Source organism: Streptomyces sp. SID10853, from assembly GCF_010548145.1.
Taxonomy (GTDB): Bacteria; Actinomycetota; Actinomycetes; order Streptomycetales; family Streptomycetaceae; genus Streptomyces.
Window position 1 is genome coordinate 1 of record NZ_JAAGLN010000007.1, and the last position, 18,851, is coordinate 18,851.

Annotated in this window: 19 protein-coding genes; 14 read left to right on the forward strand and 5 right to left on the reverse strand. The window is 70.5% G+C overall.

Annotated features, from left to right (window positions below):
• The coding region (locus G3I19_RS03275) for a PLD nuclease N-terminal domain-containing protein (protein ID WP_164259271.1) at window positions 1-224 on the reverse strand (224 nt) is incomplete at its 3' end.
• 154 nt (window positions 225-378) lie between these two features.
• Here G3I19_RS03275 and G3I19_RS03280 point away from each other — a divergent pair.
• From G3I19_RS03280 to G3I19_RS03290, 3 genes are all read left to right on the forward strand, one after another.
• Entirely contained in the window at window positions 379-1,836 is a 1,458-nt protein-coding gene (locus G3I19_RS03280) for a menaquinone biosynthesis decarboxylase (RefSeq protein ID WP_164259273.1), read from the forward strand.
• Entirely contained in the window at window positions 1,833-2,735 is a 903-nt protein-coding gene (gene mqnP, locus G3I19_RS03285) for a menaquinone biosynthesis prenyltransferase MqnP (RefSeq protein ID WP_164259275.1), read from the forward strand. The genes G3I19_RS03280 and mqnP overlap by 4 nt, the downstream gene beginning before the upstream one ends.
• A 79-nt stretch (window positions 2,736-2,814) precedes the next feature.
• Window positions 2,815-3,603 carry a UbiX family flavin prenyltransferase gene (locus G3I19_RS03290; RefSeq protein WP_343234966.1) on the forward strand — a complete coding sequence of 263 codons (789 nt, stop codon included), beginning with the start codon at window positions 2,815-2,817 and terminating at the stop codon, window positions 3,601-3,603.
• Between the two features lie 32 nt (window positions 3,604-3,635).
• Here G3I19_RS03290 and G3I19_RS03295 read toward each other — a convergent pair whose 3' ends face one another.
• Window positions 3,636-3,773 (reverse strand): hypothetical protein, encoded by a 138-nt coding sequence (locus tag G3I19_RS03295; RefSeq protein ID WP_164259267.1) that lies wholly within the window; start codon window positions 3,771-3,773, stop codon window positions 3,636-3,638.
• Window positions 3,774-3,870: 97 nt separating this feature from the next.
• On the opposite strand from G3I19_RS03295, the gene G3I19_RS03300 reads away from it, so the two are divergent.
• The 6 genes from G3I19_RS03300 to G3I19_RS03325 all read left to right on the forward strand — a co-directional run bounded on the left by G3I19_RS03300 (window position 3,871) and on the right by G3I19_RS03325 (window position 9,289).
• Window positions 3,871-4,326 carry an Lrp/AsnC family transcriptional regulator gene (locus tag G3I19_RS03300; protein ID WP_164259277.1) on the forward strand — a complete coding sequence of 152 codons (456 nt, stop codon included), beginning with the start codon at window positions 3,871-3,873 and terminating at the stop codon, window positions 4,324-4,326.
• 122 nt (window positions 4,327-4,448) lie between these two features.
• Complete coding sequence (mqnE, locus tag G3I19_RS03305) at window positions 4,449-5,627, forward strand: aminofutalosine synthase MqnE (protein WP_343234967.1); 1,179 nt, start codon at window positions 4,449-4,451, stop codon at window positions 5,625-5,627.
• A 69-nt stretch (window positions 5,628-5,696) separates the two neighbouring features.
• The gene (locus G3I19_RS03310; protein ID WP_164259279.1) at window positions 5,697-6,221 is read left to right on the forward strand and encodes a GNAT family N-acetyltransferase; all 525 of its coding nucleotides are present in this window, start codon (window positions 5,697-5,699) and stop codon (window positions 6,219-6,221) included.
• 154 nt (window positions 6,222-6,375) lie between these two features.
• Complete coding sequence (locus G3I19_RS03315) at window positions 6,376-6,672, forward strand: DUF4229 domain-containing protein (RefSeq protein ID WP_164259281.1); 297 nt, start codon at window positions 6,376-6,378, stop codon at window positions 6,670-6,672.
• Between the two features lie 424 nt (window positions 6,673-7,096).
• Window positions 7,097-8,491, forward strand: a complete 1,395-nt coding sequence (locus G3I19_RS03320; protein ID WP_164259283.1) for a dicarboxylate/amino acid:cation symporter — start codon at window positions 7,097-7,099, stop codon at window positions 8,489-8,491.
• A 174-nt stretch (window positions 8,492-8,665) separates the two neighbouring features.
• On the forward strand, window positions 8,666-9,289 hold the full coding sequence (locus G3I19_RS03325; RefSeq protein WP_164259374.1) for a TetR/AcrR family transcriptional regulator: 624 nt from the start codon (window positions 8,666-8,668) through the stop codon (window positions 9,287-9,289).
• Here the strand turns inward: G3I19_RS03325 and G3I19_RS03330 are convergent.
• Entirely contained in the window at window positions 9,249-10,208 is a 960-nt protein-coding gene (locus tag G3I19_RS03330; protein ID WP_164259285.1) for a MaoC/PaaZ C-terminal domain-containing protein, read from the reverse strand. The two genes, G3I19_RS03325 and G3I19_RS03330, sit on opposite strands and share 41 nt — an antisense overlap.
• 164 nt (window positions 10,209-10,372) lie before the next feature.
• Between G3I19_RS03330 and G3I19_RS03335 the strand changes: the two genes are divergently transcribed.
• Window positions 10,373-11,137: a hypothetical protein gene (locus G3I19_RS03335; protein ID WP_164259287.1), complete on the forward strand. Its 765-nt coding sequence runs from the start codon at window positions 10,373-10,375 to the stop codon at window positions 11,135-11,137.
• A 19-nt stretch (window positions 11,138-11,156) separates the two neighbouring features.
• On the opposite strand, the gene G3I19_RS03340 is transcribed toward G3I19_RS03335, so the two are convergent.
• Entirely contained in the window at window positions 11,157-12,488 is a 1,332-nt protein-coding gene (locus G3I19_RS03340) for a 3-oxoacyl-ACP reductase (protein ID WP_164259289.1), read from the reverse strand.
• A gap of 127 nt (window positions 12,489-12,615) precedes the next feature.
• Here G3I19_RS03340 and G3I19_RS03345 point away from each other — a divergent pair, with 127 nt between their 5' ends.
• Together G3I19_RS03345 and G3I19_RS03350 are read left to right on the forward strand one after the other, a co-directional pair.
• The gene (locus tag G3I19_RS03345) at window positions 12,616-13,866 is read left to right on the forward strand and encodes an acetyl-CoA C-acetyltransferase (RefSeq protein ID WP_164259291.1); all 1,251 of its coding nucleotides are present in this window, start codon (window positions 12,616-12,618) and stop codon (window positions 13,864-13,866) included.
• Between the two features lie 125 nt (window positions 13,867-13,991).
• Complete coding sequence (locus tag G3I19_RS03350) at window positions 13,992-15,911, forward strand: AMP-dependent synthetase/ligase (protein WP_164259293.1); 1,920 nt, start codon at window positions 13,992-13,994, stop codon at window positions 15,909-15,911.
• A 161-nt stretch (window positions 15,912-16,072) separates the two neighbouring features.
• On the opposite strand, the gene G3I19_RS03355 is transcribed toward G3I19_RS03350, so the two are convergent.
• A complete protein-coding gene (locus G3I19_RS03355) occupies window positions 16,073-16,276 on the reverse strand; it encodes a cold-shock protein (RefSeq protein ID WP_008738468.1) in 204 nt (67 codons plus the stop codon).
• Window positions 16,277-16,652: 376 nt separating this feature from the next.
• Here G3I19_RS03355 and G3I19_RS03360 point away from each other — a divergent pair, with 376 nt between their 5' ends.
• Complete coding sequence (locus G3I19_RS03360; protein ID WP_164259376.1) at window positions 16,653-17,465, forward strand: menaquinone biosynthesis protein; 813 nt, start codon at window positions 16,653-16,655, stop codon at window positions 17,463-17,465.
• Window positions 17,466-17,818: 353 nt separating this feature from the next.
• Window positions 17,819-18,562, forward strand: a complete 744-nt coding sequence (locus tag G3I19_RS03365; protein WP_164259295.1) for a DUF4232 domain-containing protein — start codon at window positions 17,819-17,821, stop codon at window positions 18,560-18,562.
• Window positions 18,563-18,851 lie beyond the last annotated feature (289 nt).

Sequence of the window (18,851 nt, forward strand, 5' to 3'; positions counted from 1 at the left end):
CGCGGGCCGGCGGGGGCGGTCCCGGCGCCGCCCGGCCCGCGGCGGTTCCGGCCCGCCACGATCCAGGCGACCGGGCCGACGAGCACCTCGCCGAAGAGCAGGATGATGAGGACCCACACGACCTTGGGCAGGCCGCGTACCTCCTCCTCAGGGGTGTTCAGGCAGTCGATGAACGCGTAGATCCACACTGCGAGGACCAGCAGAAGGGGCAGATACCTGAGCATGGCCGAACGTTCCCCCCGGGAATGGCTGAGAGACGTCCGCAACGTCCCGATGACGGCCACAGGGTAGCGGCCGGGCACCGTCCCGCGCTGAGCCGAGACCGTCCGGCACATGGCGGACACCGGGTTCACCGCCGGGGATGACAGACTGGACCGCATGGCTTACGACGATCTTCGCTCGCTGCTCAGGGCGCTGGAGCGCGACGGCGACCTCAAGCGCATCAAGGTCGAGGTCGACCCCCATCTGGAGGTCGGGGAGATCGTCGACCGCGTCAACAAGGCGGGCGGCCCGGCCCTGCTCTTCGAGAACGTCAAGGGTGCGTCGATGCCCCTGGCGATGAACGTCTTCGGCACCGACCGGCGGCTGCTCAAGGCCCTCGGCCTCAGCTCGTACGACGAGATCAGCGACCGGATCGGCGGGCTGCTCAGGCCCGAGCTGCCGCAGGGCTTCGTCGGCGTACGGGAAGCCTTCGGCAAGCTGGGCACGATGGTCCACGTACCGCCGAAGAAGGTGAAGCCGGAGGCCGCGCCCGTCCAGGAAGTGGTGCTCACCGGGGACGATGTGGACCTCGACCGGCTCCCTGCGCTGTTCACCTGGCCCGAGGACGGCGGCTCCTTCTTCAACCTGGGGCTCACCCACACCAAGCACCCCGAGACCGGCATCCGCAACCTCGGGCTCTACCGCCTCCAGCGCCACGACAAGCGCACCATCGGGATGCACTGGCAGATCCACAAGGACAGCCGCAACCACTACGCGGTGGCGGCCAGGCGGGGCGAGCGGCTGCCCGTCGCCATCGCCTTCGGTGCGCCGCCCGCGGTGACGTACGCCTCCACGGCCCCGCTCCCCGAGGACATCGACGAGTACCTCTTCGCCGGCTTCGTGCAGGGCAAGCGGATCGAGATGGTCGACTGCAGGACGGTCCCGCTCCAGGTCCCCGCCCAGGCCGAAGTCGTCCTGGAGGGCTGGCTGGAGCCCGGTGAGACGCTGCCCGAGGGCCCCTTCGGCGACCACACCGGCTTCTACACCCCGCAGGAACCGTTCCCCGCACTGACGATCGACTGCGTCACGATGCGCCGCCGTCCGCTGCTCCAGTCGATCGTCGTCGGCCGCCCGCCGACCGAGGACGGCCCGCTGGGCCGCGCGACGGAACGCTTCTTCCTGCCGCTGCTCAAGATCATCATCCCGGACATCGTGGACTACCACCTGCCCGAGTCGGGCGGCTTCCACAACTGCGCGATCGTCTCGATCGACAAGAAGTACCCGAAGCACGCCCAGAAGGTGATGCACGCCGTCTGGGGCGCACACATGATGTCGCTCACCAAACTCATCGTCGTGGTCGACGCCGACTGCGATGTGCACGATCTGCACGAGGTGTCCTGGCGGGCCCTCGGCAACACGGACTACGCACGTGACCTGACCGTCGCCGAAGGCCCGGTCGACCATCTCGACCACGCCTCCTACCAGCAGTTCTGGGGTGGCAAGGCGGGCATCGACGCCACCCGGAAGTGGCCCGAGGAGGGCTACACACGGGACGGCGGCTGGCCCGAGATGGTGCGGTCCGACCCTGCTGTCGCCGACCGGGTGACCAAGCGCTGGAAGGAGTACGGACTGTGAGCGCATCCGCCGCCGCGCTGCCGCAACCGGGCAGGACCAAGGCGTTCCTGCGCCTGGTGATGATCGAGCACTCGGTCTTCGCGCTGCCCTTCGCGTACATCGCCGCGCTGACCGCGATGTACCGGCTTGACGGCAACATCCACTGGGGGCGGCTGCTCCTGGTGACCGTCGCGATGGTCGGTCTGCGTACCTTCGCGATGGCCTGCAACCGCATCATCGACCGGGAGATCGACGCCAGGAACCCGCGCACCGCGTCCCGTGAACTGGTCACCGGCGCGGTCTCGGTGCGGTCGGCCTGGACGGGCGCGCTGGTCGCGGTCGTCGTCTTCCTGGGCGCCGCCGCCGCGCTGAACCCGCTCTGTCTGGCGCTCGCGCCCATCGCGGTCATCCCGATGGTGGTCTATCCGTACGGGAAGCGCTTCACCAACTTCCCGCACGCCATCCTCGGTCTGGCCCAGGCCATCGGCCCGGTCGGCGCCTGGCTGGCGGTCACCGGGCACTGGTCGTGGGACGCGGTCATCCTGGGCCTCGCGGTCGGTATCTGGATCGGAGGCTTCGACCTGATCTTCGGCTGCCAGGACGTCCAGGCGGACCGCGCCCACGGCGTGAAGTCGGTGCCCGCACGCTTCGGGATCCCGGCCGCGCTGTACGGCGCCCGCGCCTGCCACGCGGTGACGACGGCCCTGCTGGTCTGGTACGCGGTGGCGACCGGCGCCGGAGCGTTCTTCTGGGCCGGTCTGGTGATCGTCGCGGTGGCCTTCGTCTACGAGCACAACGTGGTGAAGCCGCACGACCTGTCCCGGCTGAACCGGGCCTTCTTCTCGGTCAACGGCTTCATCGGGATCGCCCTGTTCGTGTGCGCCCTGATAGATCTGCTGGTGCGGGGCCTGACCGTCTGACCGCGGTCCGGGCCGCCGCCCGTCCCCGACCCGCCTCCCCTTTCCGGCGGGCCGGACGGGCCCGGATAGGCTCGGATACGTGGAGCACGTGAATGTACACAGTCAGCAGCCGCGGCGGCCGTGGATCGTCGGAGTCTCCGGGGCGTCGGGTACGCCCTACGCGGCGGCCGTGCTCCGCGGGCTGCTCGACGCGGGCGAGGCCGTGGATCTGGTGGTCAGCCGCTCGTCGCGGCTGACGCTGCTCGACGAGACCGGGATCGCCTTCCGCGACGCGCACTGGCAGGAGGACCTGCGGACCTGGCTGGCCAGGGGCGCGGACGGGAAGCCGGACACGTTCGCGGTGGACCCGGGCCTCTTTGCGGGCGGGACCGGAACCGCGGGCGGGACCGGAACCGCGGACGGGACCGGTGCCGCCGGGGCTGGAGTTGCTCACGCGGCCGGTGCCGCCGGGACCGGAGCCGTACGGCACTGGGCCGCCGGGGATCTGGCCGCCGGGCCGTCCTCCGGCTCGTACCCCGTCAAGGGAATGATCGTCGTCCCGGCGTCCACCGCCTCCGTGGCCGGGATCGCGCTCGGGCTTTCGAAGGATCTGCTCCAGCGGGCGGCGAGCGTGACGCTCAAGGAGCGGCGCCCGCTGGTGGTCGCCGTACGCGAGACCCCGCTGAGCGGTCAGACGCTGCGCCACCTGGTGACCCTGGACGAGGCGGGCGCCGTGGTGCTGCCCGCCTCTCCGGCGTTCTACGCGGGGGCGACGCACATCCAGGATCTGGTCGACTTCGTCGCGGGGCGCGTGCTCGACGCGGCAGGGGTGCCGCACCGGCTCTACCGCCGCTGGGAGGGAGAGCTCGGTGGCTCCCGCAAGGACTAGCTACGTCGCGCCGGGCCGGGCCCGGCGCGCGGTCAGCGCTTCTTGGTGTGCCGCTTCGTACGGCGGGCCGGGGCCGCGGCCGCGATCCGGTGGTCACGCGAACGGTTGGCCTGGTCCTGCAGCTCGCGCATGCGGGCGTAGGCCATCTCGATCGTGTACACGGTGAACATCACTCCTGATGGAAGATTCGCAGGGCGTTTTCCCTGCATGCCTTAGATTCTATACGTAAACTCGCGATATTGCTGAACAATGGAAGGCTTCAACAGTATGGACGCGGTGGACAGGCAGCTCATTCAGGCGCTGCGGGAGAATGGCAGGGCCTCCTACGCCGAGCTCGGGCGGCTCGTCGGGCTCTCCGGGCCCAGCGTCACCGACCGCATCAACCGTCTTGAAGCGGCCGGCGTGATCACCGGTTACCGCGCCACCGTCGACGCCAAGTCCCTCGGGCTCGGGGTGACCGCCCTCATCGGCATCTCGCTCTCGGACGCCGCCGACCACGAGGACGTCGCCCACCGGCTCAAGGACCTGGCCGAGATCGAGGACGCCTGGTTCATCGCGGGCGACGACTCGTACATGCTCAAGGTCAGGGTCGACGACGTGGACGGCCTGGAGCGCACGATCCGCCGGCTCAGCGGCACCCGCGGCGTCTCCCGCACCCGCACCACGATCGTGCTCTCCACCAAGTGGGAGAACCGCGTCGGAGAGCTGCCCGAGCCGAGCTGACCCGCCCCGGAGCCCGGGCGGGCCGGGCCTTGGCCGCGAGTGCCAGCCGGGTCCCGGCGCCGTGCGGGCGGGGGAGTACGGTTGGCTGGTTGTTTACGTACGCATATGGGAGGCGGCCGCACGTGACTGCGTCGATCAATGATGTTGGCCTCAAGCGCGAGATCGAGGCGAAGGTCCGGGCGGGAGAACGGCTGACCCGTGAGGACGGCGTCGCGCTCTACGAGACGGACGACCTGGCCTGGCTCGGCGGCCTCGCCCACGAGGTGCGTACCCGCAAGAACGGCGACGTTGTCCACTTCAACGTCAACCGGCACCTCAACATGACCAATGTCTGCACCGCCTCGTGCGCCTACTGCTCGTTCCAGCGCAAGCCGGGCGAGAAGGACGCGTACACGATGCGTATCGAGGAGGCCGTCCGCCTCGCCAAGGCAATGGAGGGCGAGAACCTCACCGAGCTGCACATCGTCAACGGCCTGCACCCGACGCTGCCCTGGCGGTACTACCCGCGCTCGCTCAGCGCGCTCAAGGAAGCCCTTCCGCAGGTCGCGCTCAAGGCGTTCACCGCCACCGAGATCCACCACTTCGAGACGATCTCCGGGCTCTCCGCGTCGGAGATCCTGGACGAGCTGATCGAGGCCGGCCTCGAATCGCTGACCGGTGGCGGCGCCGAGATCTTCGACTGGGAGGTCCGGCAGCACATCGTCGACCACGCCACCCACTGGGAGGACTGGTCGCGCATCCACCGGCTCGCCCACGAGAAGGGTCTGAAGACCCCGGCGACGATGCTGTACGGCCACATCGAGGAGCCGCGCCACCGTGTGGACCATGTCCTGCGGCTGCGTGAACTCCAGGACGAGACCGGCGGTTTCCAGGTCTTCATCCCGCTGCGCTACCAGCACGACTTCGTGGACATGAAGGACGGCAAGGTCCGCAACAAGCTCCAGGTGCGGACCACGATGGCGACCGGCGCCGAGGCGCTCAAGACCTTCGCGGTCTCCCGGCTGCTCTTCGACAACGTCCCGCACGTGAAGGTCTTCTGGCCCATGCACGGCGTCCAGACCTCGCAGCTCGCGCTGCAGCACGGCGCCGACGACATGGACGGCTCGGTGGTCGAGTACAAGATCACCCACGACGCCGACAACTACGGCACGCCGAACAAGCTCGGCCGTGAGGACCTGCTCGAACTGATCAGGGACGCGGGCTTCCGCCCGGTCGAGCGCAACACGCACTACGAGATCGTCCGCGAGTTCGACGGCCCGGACCCGGCCCGCCGGGACGCCCCGCAGCCGATGCGCTTCTGAACCGGGCGCGCTGTTCGCACACGGAACCCCGGCCGCGGCCGGGGTTCCGTGCTTTCCTACGCTGGACGTATGAGCCTCACGTTTGAACTGGACCCGCGGATGGACGCCAGGCTGCGGGACGAAGTGGTCGCGCTCTGGACGGATGTGTCGAACGCCGGCGGTGCCGTCGGTTTCGTCCCCCCGGTCACCTCCGACGACGTCCGCCCGCAGCTGATCAAGCACCTGACCGCGATGGCCGATGGCCGCGTCCGGCTGCTGGTCGGCCGCGAGGAGAGCGGGCGGGTCGCCGCCACCGCGTTCCTCACGCTCAACACGCACCGTCTGATGCGCCACTGGATCTGGCTCTACACCGTGATGCTCCACCCCTCGCTCCAGGGCAAGGGGTACGGACGCGACCTGATGGCCGCGGCCGCCGACGCCGCCCGCGGCATCGGCGGCATCGAGGGGATCCGGCTCACCTGCCGGGGCGGCACCGGAGTCGACCGGTTCTACGAGTCCTGCGGCTACAAGGAAGTGGGCCGGGCACCGGGCGCGATCCGGGTCGCACCGGGCGACGACCGCGACGACATCATGATGTACCTGCCGCTGCTCTGACCCGGCGCGTCACCGCGGCTCCGCCCCGGCACGCCGGACCCGTACCCCGGCCGGGGTGATCGCAAGTGGGACGTGCTTCACTTGTCGGGCAGGATCGGCAGGACCAGCTGCCACCGGAACGCATTGCAACGGTACGAAGAGAGAGGCCCCAGCCGTGTCTGTAGCCAACCCGGGCGCCACGATCCGCTACACCGCGATGCGGATCGTCATCTTCATGGCATCCCTGGTCTTCTGCGCGATCCTCGTCCACTTCGGCATCGTTCCCAAGGGGCTCGGCGGCTCCAACTTCATCTGGACGATCCTGCTGGCCCTGGTCATCTCCGCGCCGCTCAGCTTCGTCCTGCTGCGCAGGCAGCGCGACAAGATGTCCGAGCAGCTGATCAACAGGGTCGAGCGGACCAAGGCCAAGCTGGAGGCCAACCGCGCGCAGGAGGACGGCCTCACCCAGTAGGCACCGTCCGCCGGCAGCCGCCGTCCGCCGAGTGCGCGGGGGCAGGCCGCACAGCTGTCCCAAGGCGCGGGCAAGCGCCGTAAGTTACGTCACACACGCCGGGAACCCCGGGCCGGAGCGAGCTGCTCCGCCCCGGGGTTCCCGGCGTTTTCGCGTACTACCGCACCCCTGCCCCAAAGAACGGCTTTGAGGCACTCAAAGTTCAAGTGTTAACGTGTTCGACATGAAGACAGCCGTGCGCCCGCATCCCAAGAGCACTGCGCTCGTGGAGCGCCTGCATGTCGATCTCTGCCGCTGCATGTCCGCGGCCTGTCGCCGCGTCTGACCGGCCTCATGCGGCGGCGCCCCTAGTGATGGGCGCCGTGTCCCCGTCCCTCCGTGCTCCGTACCGAGCACACAGCTGCGTCCTCACCGGAGTGTCCTCATGTCCGCAGGTCCCGCGAGCTCAGCGAATTCCGCGAGTTCCCCCGCGAATGCCACCGGCAGTGCCGGCACCGGCCCCGCGAAGAAGTCCCGAATATCCGACAAGTTCCCGTTCTGGGCGCAGATCATCGCCGGTCTGCTCCTGGGTGTCCTGCTCGGCTGGCTGGCCCGCAGCCAGGACATCAGCTGGCTCAAGTCCACGCTGGAGCACGTCGGCGGGATCTTCATCCAGCTGCTGAAGCTGGCGGTCGCCCCGCTCGTCTTCTTCGCGATCCTGGTGTCGATCACCAACCTGCGCAAGGTCAACAACGCCGCCAGGCTGGCCACCCGCACCGTGATGTGGTTCATGATCACCTCGCTGATCGCGGTCGTCATCGGCCTCGCGATCGGCCTGATCACCAACCCCGGCGCGGGCACCGGCCTCACGCCCAAGGACGGCAAGGCGCCCGACGGCTCCGGCTCCTGGATCGACTTCCTGACCGGCATCGTGCCGACGGACGTCGTCACCCCCTTCACCCAGCTGAACGTTCTCCAGATCGTCTTCATGGCCGCCGTCGCCGGTATCGCCGCGCTCCAGCTCGGTGAGAAGGCGGAGCCGATCCTCAAGATCAGCGAGTCCGTCCTCGAACTGCTCCAGAAGGCCCTGTGGTGGGTCATCCGCCTCGCGCCGCTGGGCACCATCGGCCTGATCGGATTCGCCATCGCCGACTACGGCTGGGACCTGATCGGCAAGTACGCGACCTTCACCGCCGACATCTACGTCGGCTGCGCCCTGGTGCTGTTCGTCGTCTACCCGGTGCTGCTCGCGACGGTCGCCAAGGTCAACCCGCTGCAGTTCTTCAAGGGTGCCTGGCCCGCCATCCAGCTGGGCTTCGTCTCCCGCTCGTCGGTCGGCACCATGCCGGTCACCCAGCGGGTCACCGAGCGCCTCGGTGTGCCGAAGGAGTACGCCTCGTTCGCGGTGCCGTTCGGCTCGACCACCAAGATGGACGGCTGCGCCTCGATCTACCCGGCGATCGCCGCGATCTTCATCGCGCAGATCTTCGACGTGCACCTCGGCGTCCAGGACTACCTGCTGATCGCCTTCGTCTCGGTCATCGGCTCGGCGGCCACCGCCGGACTGACCGGTGCGACCGTGATGCTGACGCTGACCCTCTCCACGCTGGGGCTCCCGCTGGAGGGTGTGGGTCTGCTGATGGCGATCGACCCGATCCTGGACATGATGCGCACCGCGACGAACGTCGCCGGCCAGGCGCTGATCCCGGTCATCGTCTCGGCCCGGGAGAAGATCCTGGACCTCGACGCGTTCAACTCCGCTTCGTCGTCCCCGGTCGACGAGCCCGAGGTGCACGCTGCCGACGCCGAGCAGAAGCCGTCGGTTCCGGTCGCTGCCTGACCGTTTTCCGACCGGATTGCGCCTGCTCGGTCGTTGCTTGATCGTTTACTTCACGCCACCCGGCCCCTCCTCCGTACGACGGGGAGGGGCCGGAGCCGTACCCTTGCCAGGTGCGGACCAACTGGCTGGAGGGGCTCTGAGGTGAGTGCGGTCAAGGCGGCCAAGGCCAAGCGGATGCCGAGGGCGGTGCGCGAGCAGCAGATGATGGACGCTGCCGTGCGGACGTTCGGGCAGCGCGGGTACCGGGCCGCCTCGATGGACGAGATCGCAGAGCTGGCCGGGGTCTCCAAGCCGCTGGTCTATCTCTATCTGAACTCCAAGGAAGAGCTCTTCACCGCGTGCATCCGCCGGGAGGCCCAGGCTCTGGTCGCCGCGGTACGGGCCGGGGTGGACCCGGCCGACCCCGCGGACCGGCAGCTCTGGCACGGCGTCGGTGCCTTCTTCGAGCACACTGCCTGCCACCCGGACGGCTGGAACGTCCTGCACCACCAGGCCCGTACGCACGGGGAGCCGTTCGCCGCCGAGGTCACCGCGATGCGCGACGAGATCACCAGCTTCGTGACGGGCCTGATCGGTGCGGCGGCGCGTGAGGCGCACCGCGACCCGGCGCTGCCCGACCGCGATGTGGCGGGCCTCGCCCAGGCGTTGGTGGGCGCGGCGGAATCCCTGGCCGGCTGGGCGAACGCGACGCCCGGAGTCTCCGCCAAGGAGGCGGCGTCGACGCTGATGAACTTCGCGTGGGCGGGCCTGGAGAACCTTATGAACGGGGAACGCTGGGCGCCGTCACCACGCCGGTGAGGTGCACCCGTTCCCCCGCGTCCGGGCCCCGGCCCCGGCTCCGTACCGCGAAGTGACCGTCCCCGGCCGCGAACGTGACGGTTCCCGGCAGCAGCACCGGCGCCCTGAACTCGATCCGCACGTGGACGGCGTCCGGGGTCCCGGCCTCCGCCAGACAGCGGGCGGCCGTCCACATGCCGTGGGCGATGGCGCGCGGAAAGCCGAAGAGCTTCGCGGTCAGCGGGGACAGGTGGATCGGGTTGCGGTCCCCGGAAGCGGCGCCGTAACGACGCCCGAGCCCGGCGGGAAGCTCCCAGGTGGCGGTGGTGGCGGTGATGGCCGTGTCGGTGTCGGCGGCCGCGTCGGTGCCGTTCACGGTGGTCGCGGTGCCGGCGGCCGTGTCGGTGGCGGCGGCCGTGGCGGTGCGGTCGTGACCGTCCGTACGGGCCACGGTTCCGTCCGGCGTCGCCGAATGCCGGGCCAGATACGTACTGCGCGACTCCCAGACCAGCTCACCGGCGAGCCGCGCCTCGGTCACCATGACGACCTCGGTCCCGCGCCGGTGCGGCCGGAGCTCCTGCGCGTACACGGTCAGTTCGGGACGGGAGTCCAGGGGCAGGGCGCGCCACTGGATGATCTCGATGCCGGTGTGGACGAGCCCGAGGACCGGCAGCGGGAAGTTTCGTGCGGTCATCAGCCGCATGGCCAGCGGAAAGCCGAGCACGTGCGGATAGGTGAGGGGAAGCGAGCCGGCCTGCCCGAACCCGCAGACCCGGGCGTACGAGCGCAGCCGCCCGGGCTCGACCCGGGCCCCGGGCCGCACCAGCCGGTCCGCGGGCAGCGGCGCCTCGGCGGACACGGCCCGCTTGAAGGGCGAGGCCAGCGCACCGCGCACCATGGAGGGCAGCAGGCCGGGGGAGTGCGGGGGGCGGTCACTCATGGTCCAGGCTCCCTGATACGTCTGATCCGTACGGTATTTACTCCTGAGTAAGGTTACCTGTGGGTCAGGTTCTGGTCGAGGCGGCGGGCCCGGCGCCCGGTACGGATTACGAGCATGAGTCCTGTACAAGGGTGTTGCTCGTAGGCAACCGATAAGGGGAAGGCATGAAGGCAGTCCGAACCGCCGCGGCCTGCGGCTGTGTGCTGCTCGCCGTGGGCTGCGGCTCCTCCGGGAAACACGATGTCTCCTCGCCGTCCCCCAGTGCGTCGGCGGCGAGCCCGGCGCCGCCGGCCGACAAGGGCCCGGTGTGCGACGGGGATCCGGCGGCGAAGGGGTTCCATGTGCTGCGCGGTGGGTCCGTCGAGCTGCCCGGCGGGGCCGGGGCCGTCTCGTACCAGGAGGCGCGGGCGGACGGCTCGCGCCGTACGGCGGTGCTGGGCACCGGGGCGGGTGCCGGCACCGGTACGGCGGGAGCCGGTTCCCGGGGCTGGACCGTGAAGCCGGGGCAGGCCGTCACCGTGGGCGGTGCCTCGTACACGGTCGCGCAGATCTGCACCTACCGAGTCGTCCTCACACCGAAGGGCCAGAAGAACGTGACCGAGTCACCGCAGCCCAGCTCCGCGGCCACCTGGCCGTCCCTGACCGACGGGCGTTTCCGCCTCAGGTGGCATGTGCCGAACAACGAGTACAGCGGGCAGTACAGCGCCGTCGTGACGGAGATCAACCCCGGCCCGCGCGCCGATATCGGCATCACCGGCCGGGACGGCGGGAGCGCCGCCTACCGGGACGCCCGGGTGGGCGACACCCTGGAGTTCGCCGGCCGGCTGTGGAAGGTGGCGGCCATCGGGACCGGTGACGGCAGCCCCGCCGAGAGCAACCCGCACTCCGGGTATGTGGACCTGGAGCTGGTCGGGCCGGCGGGCGGCTGACGCTCTCCTCCCGGTCCCGTCAGGCTCCCAGCAGGCTCTGGCCGCAGACCCGTACGACCTGGCCGGTCACCCCGTCCGACGCGGGGTGGGCGAACCACGCCGTCGTCTCGGCCACGTCGACCGGGAGGCCGCCCTGGCCCAGGGAGTTCATCCGGCGGCCCGCCTCGCGGATGAAGAGCGGGACCGCCGCGGTCATCTTCGTCTCGATGAAGCCGGGAGCCACCGCGTTCAGCGTGATGCCCTGTTCGGCGAGGCGGGGAGCCAGCGTCCGGACCAGGCCGATGATGCCGGCCTTGCTCGCCGCGTAGTTGGTCTGGCCGGTGTTGCCCGCGATCCCGGCGATCGACGCCGTCGCCACGATCCGGCCGCCCGCCCGCAGCGTGCCCGACTTCAGCAGGGCGTCCGTCGTGCGCAGCACGCTGTCCAGGTTCACGTCGAGCACGCTCGCCCAGCGGTCGGCCGCCATGTTGGCGAGCCGGCGGTCGCGGGTGATGCCCGCGTTGTGGACCAGGATGTCCAGGCCGTCGGGGAGTGCGGCCGCGATCCGGTCGGCCGCGTCGGGGGCGGTGATGTCCAGGGGCAGGGCGGTGCCGCCCAGCGAGTTCGCCGTACGGTCCAAGTCGGCCTGTGACTGCGGGACATCGAGGCAGACGACCTTCGCCCCGTCGCGGGCGAGGGTCGCGGCGACCGAAGCGCCGATGCCGCGCGCGGAGCCGGTGACCAGCGCCGTGCGCCCGGCGAGCGGCAGGTCCCAGCTCTCGGGGGCGGTGCTGCCGGTGTCAGGACCGGAGGCACCGCCGATCTCGATGACCTGCCCGCTCACATACGCGGACTTCGGCGACAGCAGGAACCGCAGCGTCGACTCGGCCGCGGGTGCGGACACCGTCCTGACCAGCTGGACCGTGCGGCCCCTGCCGATCTCCTTGCCCAGCGACCGTACGAAACCCTCCAGCGCCTGCTGCGCCGCCGCCTGGTGGTGGTCGTCGGCGGACAGCGGGGCGCCGGCCACCACGACCCGGCCGCCCGCGGCGAGCGACCGTACGACGGGGTGCAGTGCGCCGTGCACCTCCGCGAGACCCGCCACCGTGGTGACGCCGGTCGCGTCCAGCACCACGCCCGCGAGCCTGCCGCCGTCCGCCGGGGCGCCGACGACCGTGAGGCCGGTGCGCGCGAGGACTCCGGCCAGGCCGGGCAGGGGCGCCCCGCCGGCCGTCAGATGCAGCAAGGAGCCTTCGAGGCCCGGGTGTTCGGCCGACCAGCGGCGCAGCTGCGCCGGCTGCGGCAGCCCGAGCCTGCCTGTCAGGAATCGGCCGGGTGCTGTGCCGGTGAAGTGCAGATAGCGATCGGCCATTGTCCGGACTCCTTGTGGCGTCGTAGATTTACTCTTGAGTAAGGTTACTCAAGAGTCAGGAGTTGGTCGAGATGGTGTGGGTCGGAACAGGGGCCTTCGGTACAGGCCCCGTCGGAACGGGGCCCCGATGACGCCCCTCAAGGTCGCCGTACTCGGCGGCAGCCGCATCCCGTTCGCCCGCTCGGACGGCCCGTACGCCACCGTGTCCAACCAGACCATGCTGACGGCGGCCCTGGACGGACTGGTCGAGCGGTTCGGCCTGGAGGGCGAGCGGATCGGCGAGTTCGTCGGGGGCGCGGTCCTCAAGCACAGCCGCGACTTCAACCTCGCGCGCGAGACCGTGCTCGGCTCGCGCCTCGACCCGCGCACACCCGCGTACGACATCCAGCAGGCGTGCGGTACGGGCCTCCAGGCCGTCATCGCCACCGCCAACAAGATCGCGCTCGGTGCGGTCGACTCGGCCGTCGCGGGCGGCTCCGACACCGCGAGCGACGCCCCGCTCGGCGTCAACGATCAGCTGCGGAAGATCCTCCTCGAAGCGCGCCGGGCCACATCGGTGAGCGGTCGGCTCAGGGCGCTCGCCCGCGTACGCCCCGGCCACCTCGTCCCCGACATCCCGCGCAACGCCGAGCCCCGAACCGGGCTTTCGATGGGGGAGCACGCGGCGCGCACCGCCCGCGAGTGGGACATCGGCCGCGCCGAGCAGGACGCGCTGGCCGCCACCAGCCACCAGCGGCTGGCCGCCGCCTACGAACGCGGCTTCTTCCAGGACCTGGTGACGCCCTTCCACGGGCTGGCCCGGGACCAGAACCTGCGGCCCGGGTCCACCGTGGAGAAACTCGCCACGCTGAAACCGGTGTTCGGCGCCGGAGAGCCCGGCGCGACCATGACGGCGGGCAACTCGACCCCGCTCACCGACGGCGCCGCGACCGTCCTCCTGGCGAGCGAGGAGTGGGCGCGCGAGCGTGGACTCGAACCGCTGGCGTATCTGACGCTGTACGAGACGGCGGCCGTCGACTACGTCAACGGCCCCGACGGGCTGCTGATGGCGCCCGCGTACGCCGTCCCGCGCATGCTGGAGCGCGCCGGCCTCACCCTGGACGACTTCGACCTCTTCGAGGTGCACGAGGCGTTCGCGTCCCAGGTGCTGGCCACGCTCGCCGCCTGGGAGAAGCAGGGCCTCGCCCCGGTCGACCGGGCGAAGCTCAACGTAGCGGGCTCCTCGCTCGCCACGGGACACCCCTTCGCCGCGACCGGCGCCCGCATTGTCGCCACCCTGGCCAAGCTGCTCGCGGAGCGGGAGGCTCCTGGGCGGGGGCTGATCTCCATCTGCGCTGCGGGCGGCCAGGGCGTGACGGCGGTGCTCGAACGCCCCTGACCGGACTGGGGTGCCCGGACCGGGGTGCCCGGACCGGGGCGACCGGTCCGGCGTGACGGGTCCTGTGTGACGGACCCGCCCGGCCGCCCGAACGACCTGATGTACCACGACATGAGGAGCCGCAAGTGTCCGTGTCCGTGTCAGTGCAGCCGCTGGAACCGCACAAACGGCGCGTGGACGGGGTGGTGCGGGAGGTCTCCGTACCACCGCTGGTCCGGCCCGTCGAGCGCGGTTCGCTCGCCGACATCCCCTTCGACAACGCCCACCAGGCACCCGACGATCCGGTCCTCAGCAGAAAGCAGCCGGACGGCCGCTGGGCCGACGTCTCGTCCATGGAGTTCGCCGTCGAGGTGCAGGCCGTCGCCAAGGGGCTGATCGCGGCGGGCCTGGCGGCCGGCGACCGTCTCGCGATCATGGCCAGGACCACCTACGAGTGGACCCTCCTGGACTTCGCCGCCTGGGCGGCCGGCCTGGTCACCGTCCCCGTCTACCCGACGTCCTCCGCCTTCCAGGCCCGCTGGATCCTCCAGGACTCCGGCGCGGTCGCCTGCGCCGTCGAGAACAAGGAGCAGGCCCGGCTGATCAGCGTGGAGCGCCGGCAGCTGCCCGCTCTGGCGCACCTCTGGGAGTTCGACACCGGCGCCATCGGCGTCCTGAAGGACCTGGGCCGGGACGTACCCGACGCCGCGGTCGCCGAACGCCGGGCCGGGCGCTCGCCGTCGTCCGTCGCCACCCTGATCTACACATCGGGCACCACGGGCCGCCCCAAGGGCTGCGTCCTCACCCACGCCAACTTCTTCGCCGAGGTGGACAACGCGGTCGAGCTGCTCCACCCCGTCTTCAAGTCGGTGAGCAAGGACCCGGCGTCGACCCTGCTCTTCCTGCCGCTCTCCCACGTCTTCGGCCGGATGGTGGCGATCGGCTGTCTGCGCGCCCGCGTACGCCTCGGGCACGCGCCCAGCATCAGTACGGAGGACCTGCTGGCGGACCTCGCCGGGTTCCGCCCGACGTTCCTGCTGGCGATCCCGTACGTCCTGGAGAAGGTCTACAACACCGGCCGCGCCACCGCCGAGAAGATGGGCCGGGCCGCGTCCTTCGACCGCGCGGCGCGGATCGCGCAGCGGTACGGGGAGGCGCTGGAGGCCGTCGAGCACGGCACGGGCCCGGGTCCGGGGCTCGGACTGCGCCTGGCGCACGCCGTGTACGACCCGCTGGTCTACCGGCGGATACGGGCGGCGCTCGGCGGCCGGGTGAAGTACGCGATCTGCGGCGGCTCACCGCTCGGCCACCGGCTCGCGGCGTTCTACGCGGGCGCCGGAATCCAGATCTTCGAGGGGTACGGCCTCACGGAGACGACCGCAGCGGCGACGGTCACCCCGCCGCTGCGGCCCCGGCTCGGCACGGTCGGCTGGCCGCTGCCCGGCACGGCGGTCCGGATCGCGGACGACGGCGAGGTGCTGCTCAGCGGCGGCCAGGTATTCGGCGGCTACTGGGACGGGGAGCGAGGCGAGCCCACCGGCGCGGGCCCCGGCTCCGCTGCCGGCTCTTCCCCCGGCTCCGGCCAGTGGTTCGCGACGGGCGACGTGGGCGCGCTGGACGAGGACGGCTACCTCACGATCACCGGCCGCAAGAAGGACCTCATCATCACCTCGGGCGGCAAGAACGTGGCGCCCGCGCCCCTGGAGGACTGGCTGCGGGCGCACCCGCTGGTCGGCCAGTGCATGGTCGTCGGCGACAACCGCAGCTATGTCACGGCCCTGATCACGCTGGAGCCGGACGGCCTCGCGCACTGGCGGCAGATGCGGAAGAAGACGGGCGTCCCGATGCGGGAGCTGGTCCAGGACGAGGAGCTGCGGGGAGCGCTGCAGCGGGCGGTCGACGAGGCGAACCGGCTGGTGTCGCGCGCCGAGTCGATCCGGAAGTTCGCGGTCCTCCCGGTGGACTTCACGGAGGAGAACGGGCATCTCACGCCGTCGCTGAAGCTGAAGCGGGCGGCGATAGCCGAGGACTTCGCCGACGAGATCGAGAAGCTGTACCGGCGGTAGGCAGGCGCCCGGTTCCCGCCTGTTCCGGAAGGGGCGGGTACGGGCTGGAACCGGCGGGAACCGGCCGTGACACAGGCAGGAGCCCCCTTCCGTACGCGAACGTACGGAAGGGGGCTCCTTGGGTGGTGCTATCCCGACCGCGATCCGATCGGCCCGGGCAACTAGGCCGGGGTGACGTTCTCCGCCTGCGGACCCTTCGGGCCCTGCGTGACGTCGAAGTTCACGAGCTGGTTCTCCTCAAGCGAGCGGAAACCAGACGCGTTGATCGCGGAATAGTGGACGAAGACATCCGGGCCGCCGCCGTCCTGGGCGATGAAGCCGAAGCCCTTTTCAGCGTTGAACCACTTGACGGTTCCGGTAGCCATAAGCCCTCCTTGGGCCAAAGGGTTGCCCTGCTCCAGAACCTGCTAAGAAGTCTGAAAACTACAAAAGCCTGCGGGTCACATGCTCCGCAGGCTCTGTACTGCAAGGGAAACCAAACTGCAACTTGCGGCGAGCCTAGCACGCGCCCGCGCGCCCGCGGTAGAGGTGAAGATCACTTCACCCGGAGGTTTGACCGCGGCGCGTCAGGCTGACGGACTACCCTGCCTTCTCCACCGTACAACGCGGGTCTAGCCTCACGATGTGGACAATTCATACGCCGAACAGGCCACCGCACCCGTCACAGGAAACACCCCGGGCCACGCCCCCGGGGGCGCCTCCGAAGCCGACCACCGTCGCAGCAGGCCCCGCGTCGGGCACATCCAGTTCCTGAACTGCCTCCCGCTCTACTGGGGGCTGGCACGCACCGGCACCCTGCTCGACCTGGAGCTGACCAAGGACACCCCCGAGAAGCTCAGCGAGCAGCTGGTCAGGGGGGACCTCGACATCGCGCCCGTCACACTCGTCGAGTTCCTGAAGAACGCCGACGAGCTCGTGGCCTTCCCCGACCTGGCCGTCGGCTGCGACGGCCCCGTGATGTCCTGCGTGATCGTCTCCAAGAAGCCGCTGGAGCAGCTCGACGGGGCACGGGTGGCGCTCGGCTCCACCTCGCGCACCTCCGTACGGCTGGCGCAGCTGCTGCTGGCCGAGCGGTACGAGGTCACGCCCGACTACTACCGCTGCCCGCCCGACCTCGGCGTGATGATGCAGGAGGCCGACGCGGCGGTCCTCATCGGCGACGCCGCGCTGCGGGCCGCACTGCACGACGCACCCAAGCTCGGTCTGCAGGTCCACGACCTGGGCCAGATGTGGAAGGAGTGGACGGGCCTGCCGTTCGTCTTCGCGGTCTGGGCCGCCCGCAAGGACTACGCGGCGCGTGAGCCCGAGGTCGTGAAGGCGGTCCACGAGGCGTTCCTGTCCTCGCGTGACGTCTCGCTGGAGGAGGTCACCAAGGTCGCCGAGCAGGCAGCGCACTGGGAGGTCTTCGACGCGGAGCTGCTGGAGCGCTACTTCACGACGCTGGACTTCCGCTTCGGGCCCGACCAGCTGGAAGGCGTCAAGGAGTTCGCACGACGGGTCGGCGCCACGACGGGCTTCCCGTCGGACGTACACGTCGAACTGCTCGGTTCCTGACGGCGGTTCTCCGGACCGTGGGCGCCGCTCCCGGGCGCCCACGACCGCCCCTGACCGCTTCCGGCTGCGCTCTGCGGCCTTCGACCGCACCCGTCATGTGCCGCCGAGTGTTCAGGTCCGGGCCGCGGTCCCCTGGCGAACGTTCCAGGCGGCCATTCCAGCAATGCGGTGTTCGCGCAGCTCAGGGGCGGTTTCAGCGTTCCAGCGTCCCTCCTTTCCGGTAGATCGTTGCGGGTACGCCCGGCTCCCACGAAGCTCGTTGATGTCGGCAGGGCGCGAGCCTGGCGCCGCGTCCGGCTGAAGCAGTCCGATCCCTGCTGAAGCAGTCTGATCACCTACGGGGGAGTCCACCCATGCGTAAGAACCTCATCCGCACGTCCACCCTGGCCGCCGTGGCGGCAGCCGCCGTCCTGTCGCTGACCGCCTGCCAGGGCGGGTCCGACTCGTCCGGCGCCTCGTCATCGGCCGGCGCGGCACACTCCGCGGACCAGGGCCAGGACACCGCGGGCAAGGCCGGGGCCTCGGGCACCAAGGACGTCACGGCCGAGGCGGAGAAGGGCAAGTCCACGGACGGTGCCACGTCCGGCAGCGGCAGCAGCGCGTCCGGCAAGGGCGGCACCTCGTCGAACGGCGCCGCAGCCAAGAGCAAGAGCGGCGGCAGCGGAGGCAAGGGCGGCTACGGGCAGACCTGCGGCGCCAACGACCTCAAGTGGAGCGCCAAGTCCGAGACACAGGCCGGCGGCTACATCCTCATCTCGGTGCGGGCGAACCCCGGGATCACCTGCACGCTCCCTTCCGCGCTCCCGATGGTGGCGTTCGGCTCCGACGGTACGGAAGCGGGACCGGCCGAGCAGTCCGTCGGCGACCAGGTGAAGCTGAGCGGCGCCACCACCGCCTACGCCGGGGTGAACCCCAAGACCACCAACACCAACGACGGCAGGGAACTGACCGAGATCATCACCGCGGTGAGCCAGGACGACCACACCGACCCGGTCAGCCTGCCCACCGGCAAGATCACCGTCGACAAGCCGATCGTCACCAACTGGCACCTGTCCCCCCAGAACGCCGTCCCCGGCAGCGGCCTGGACAGCAACTGACGACCGGACGGCGCCTCCGAGCGGCGGAAGGCGGCCGCGCCCGCTGCGACCCGCCCGCTGCGATCCGCCTGCTGCGATCCGCCCGCCGCGCCCCGCCCCCTACGATCCGCCTGCCACACCCCGCCCATCGGGGCCGACGACGTGGCGATGTCCCGTAATCGCTGATGTCCCGTAATCCCTGAGCCTCAGGGATTACGGGACAATTGCGTTATGCGCCCACGGCCTTGGCGGGAATCCCAGGAATCCCTCCCGTTGACCGATTCACCGATTCACCGGCCCTTCGGCGTAC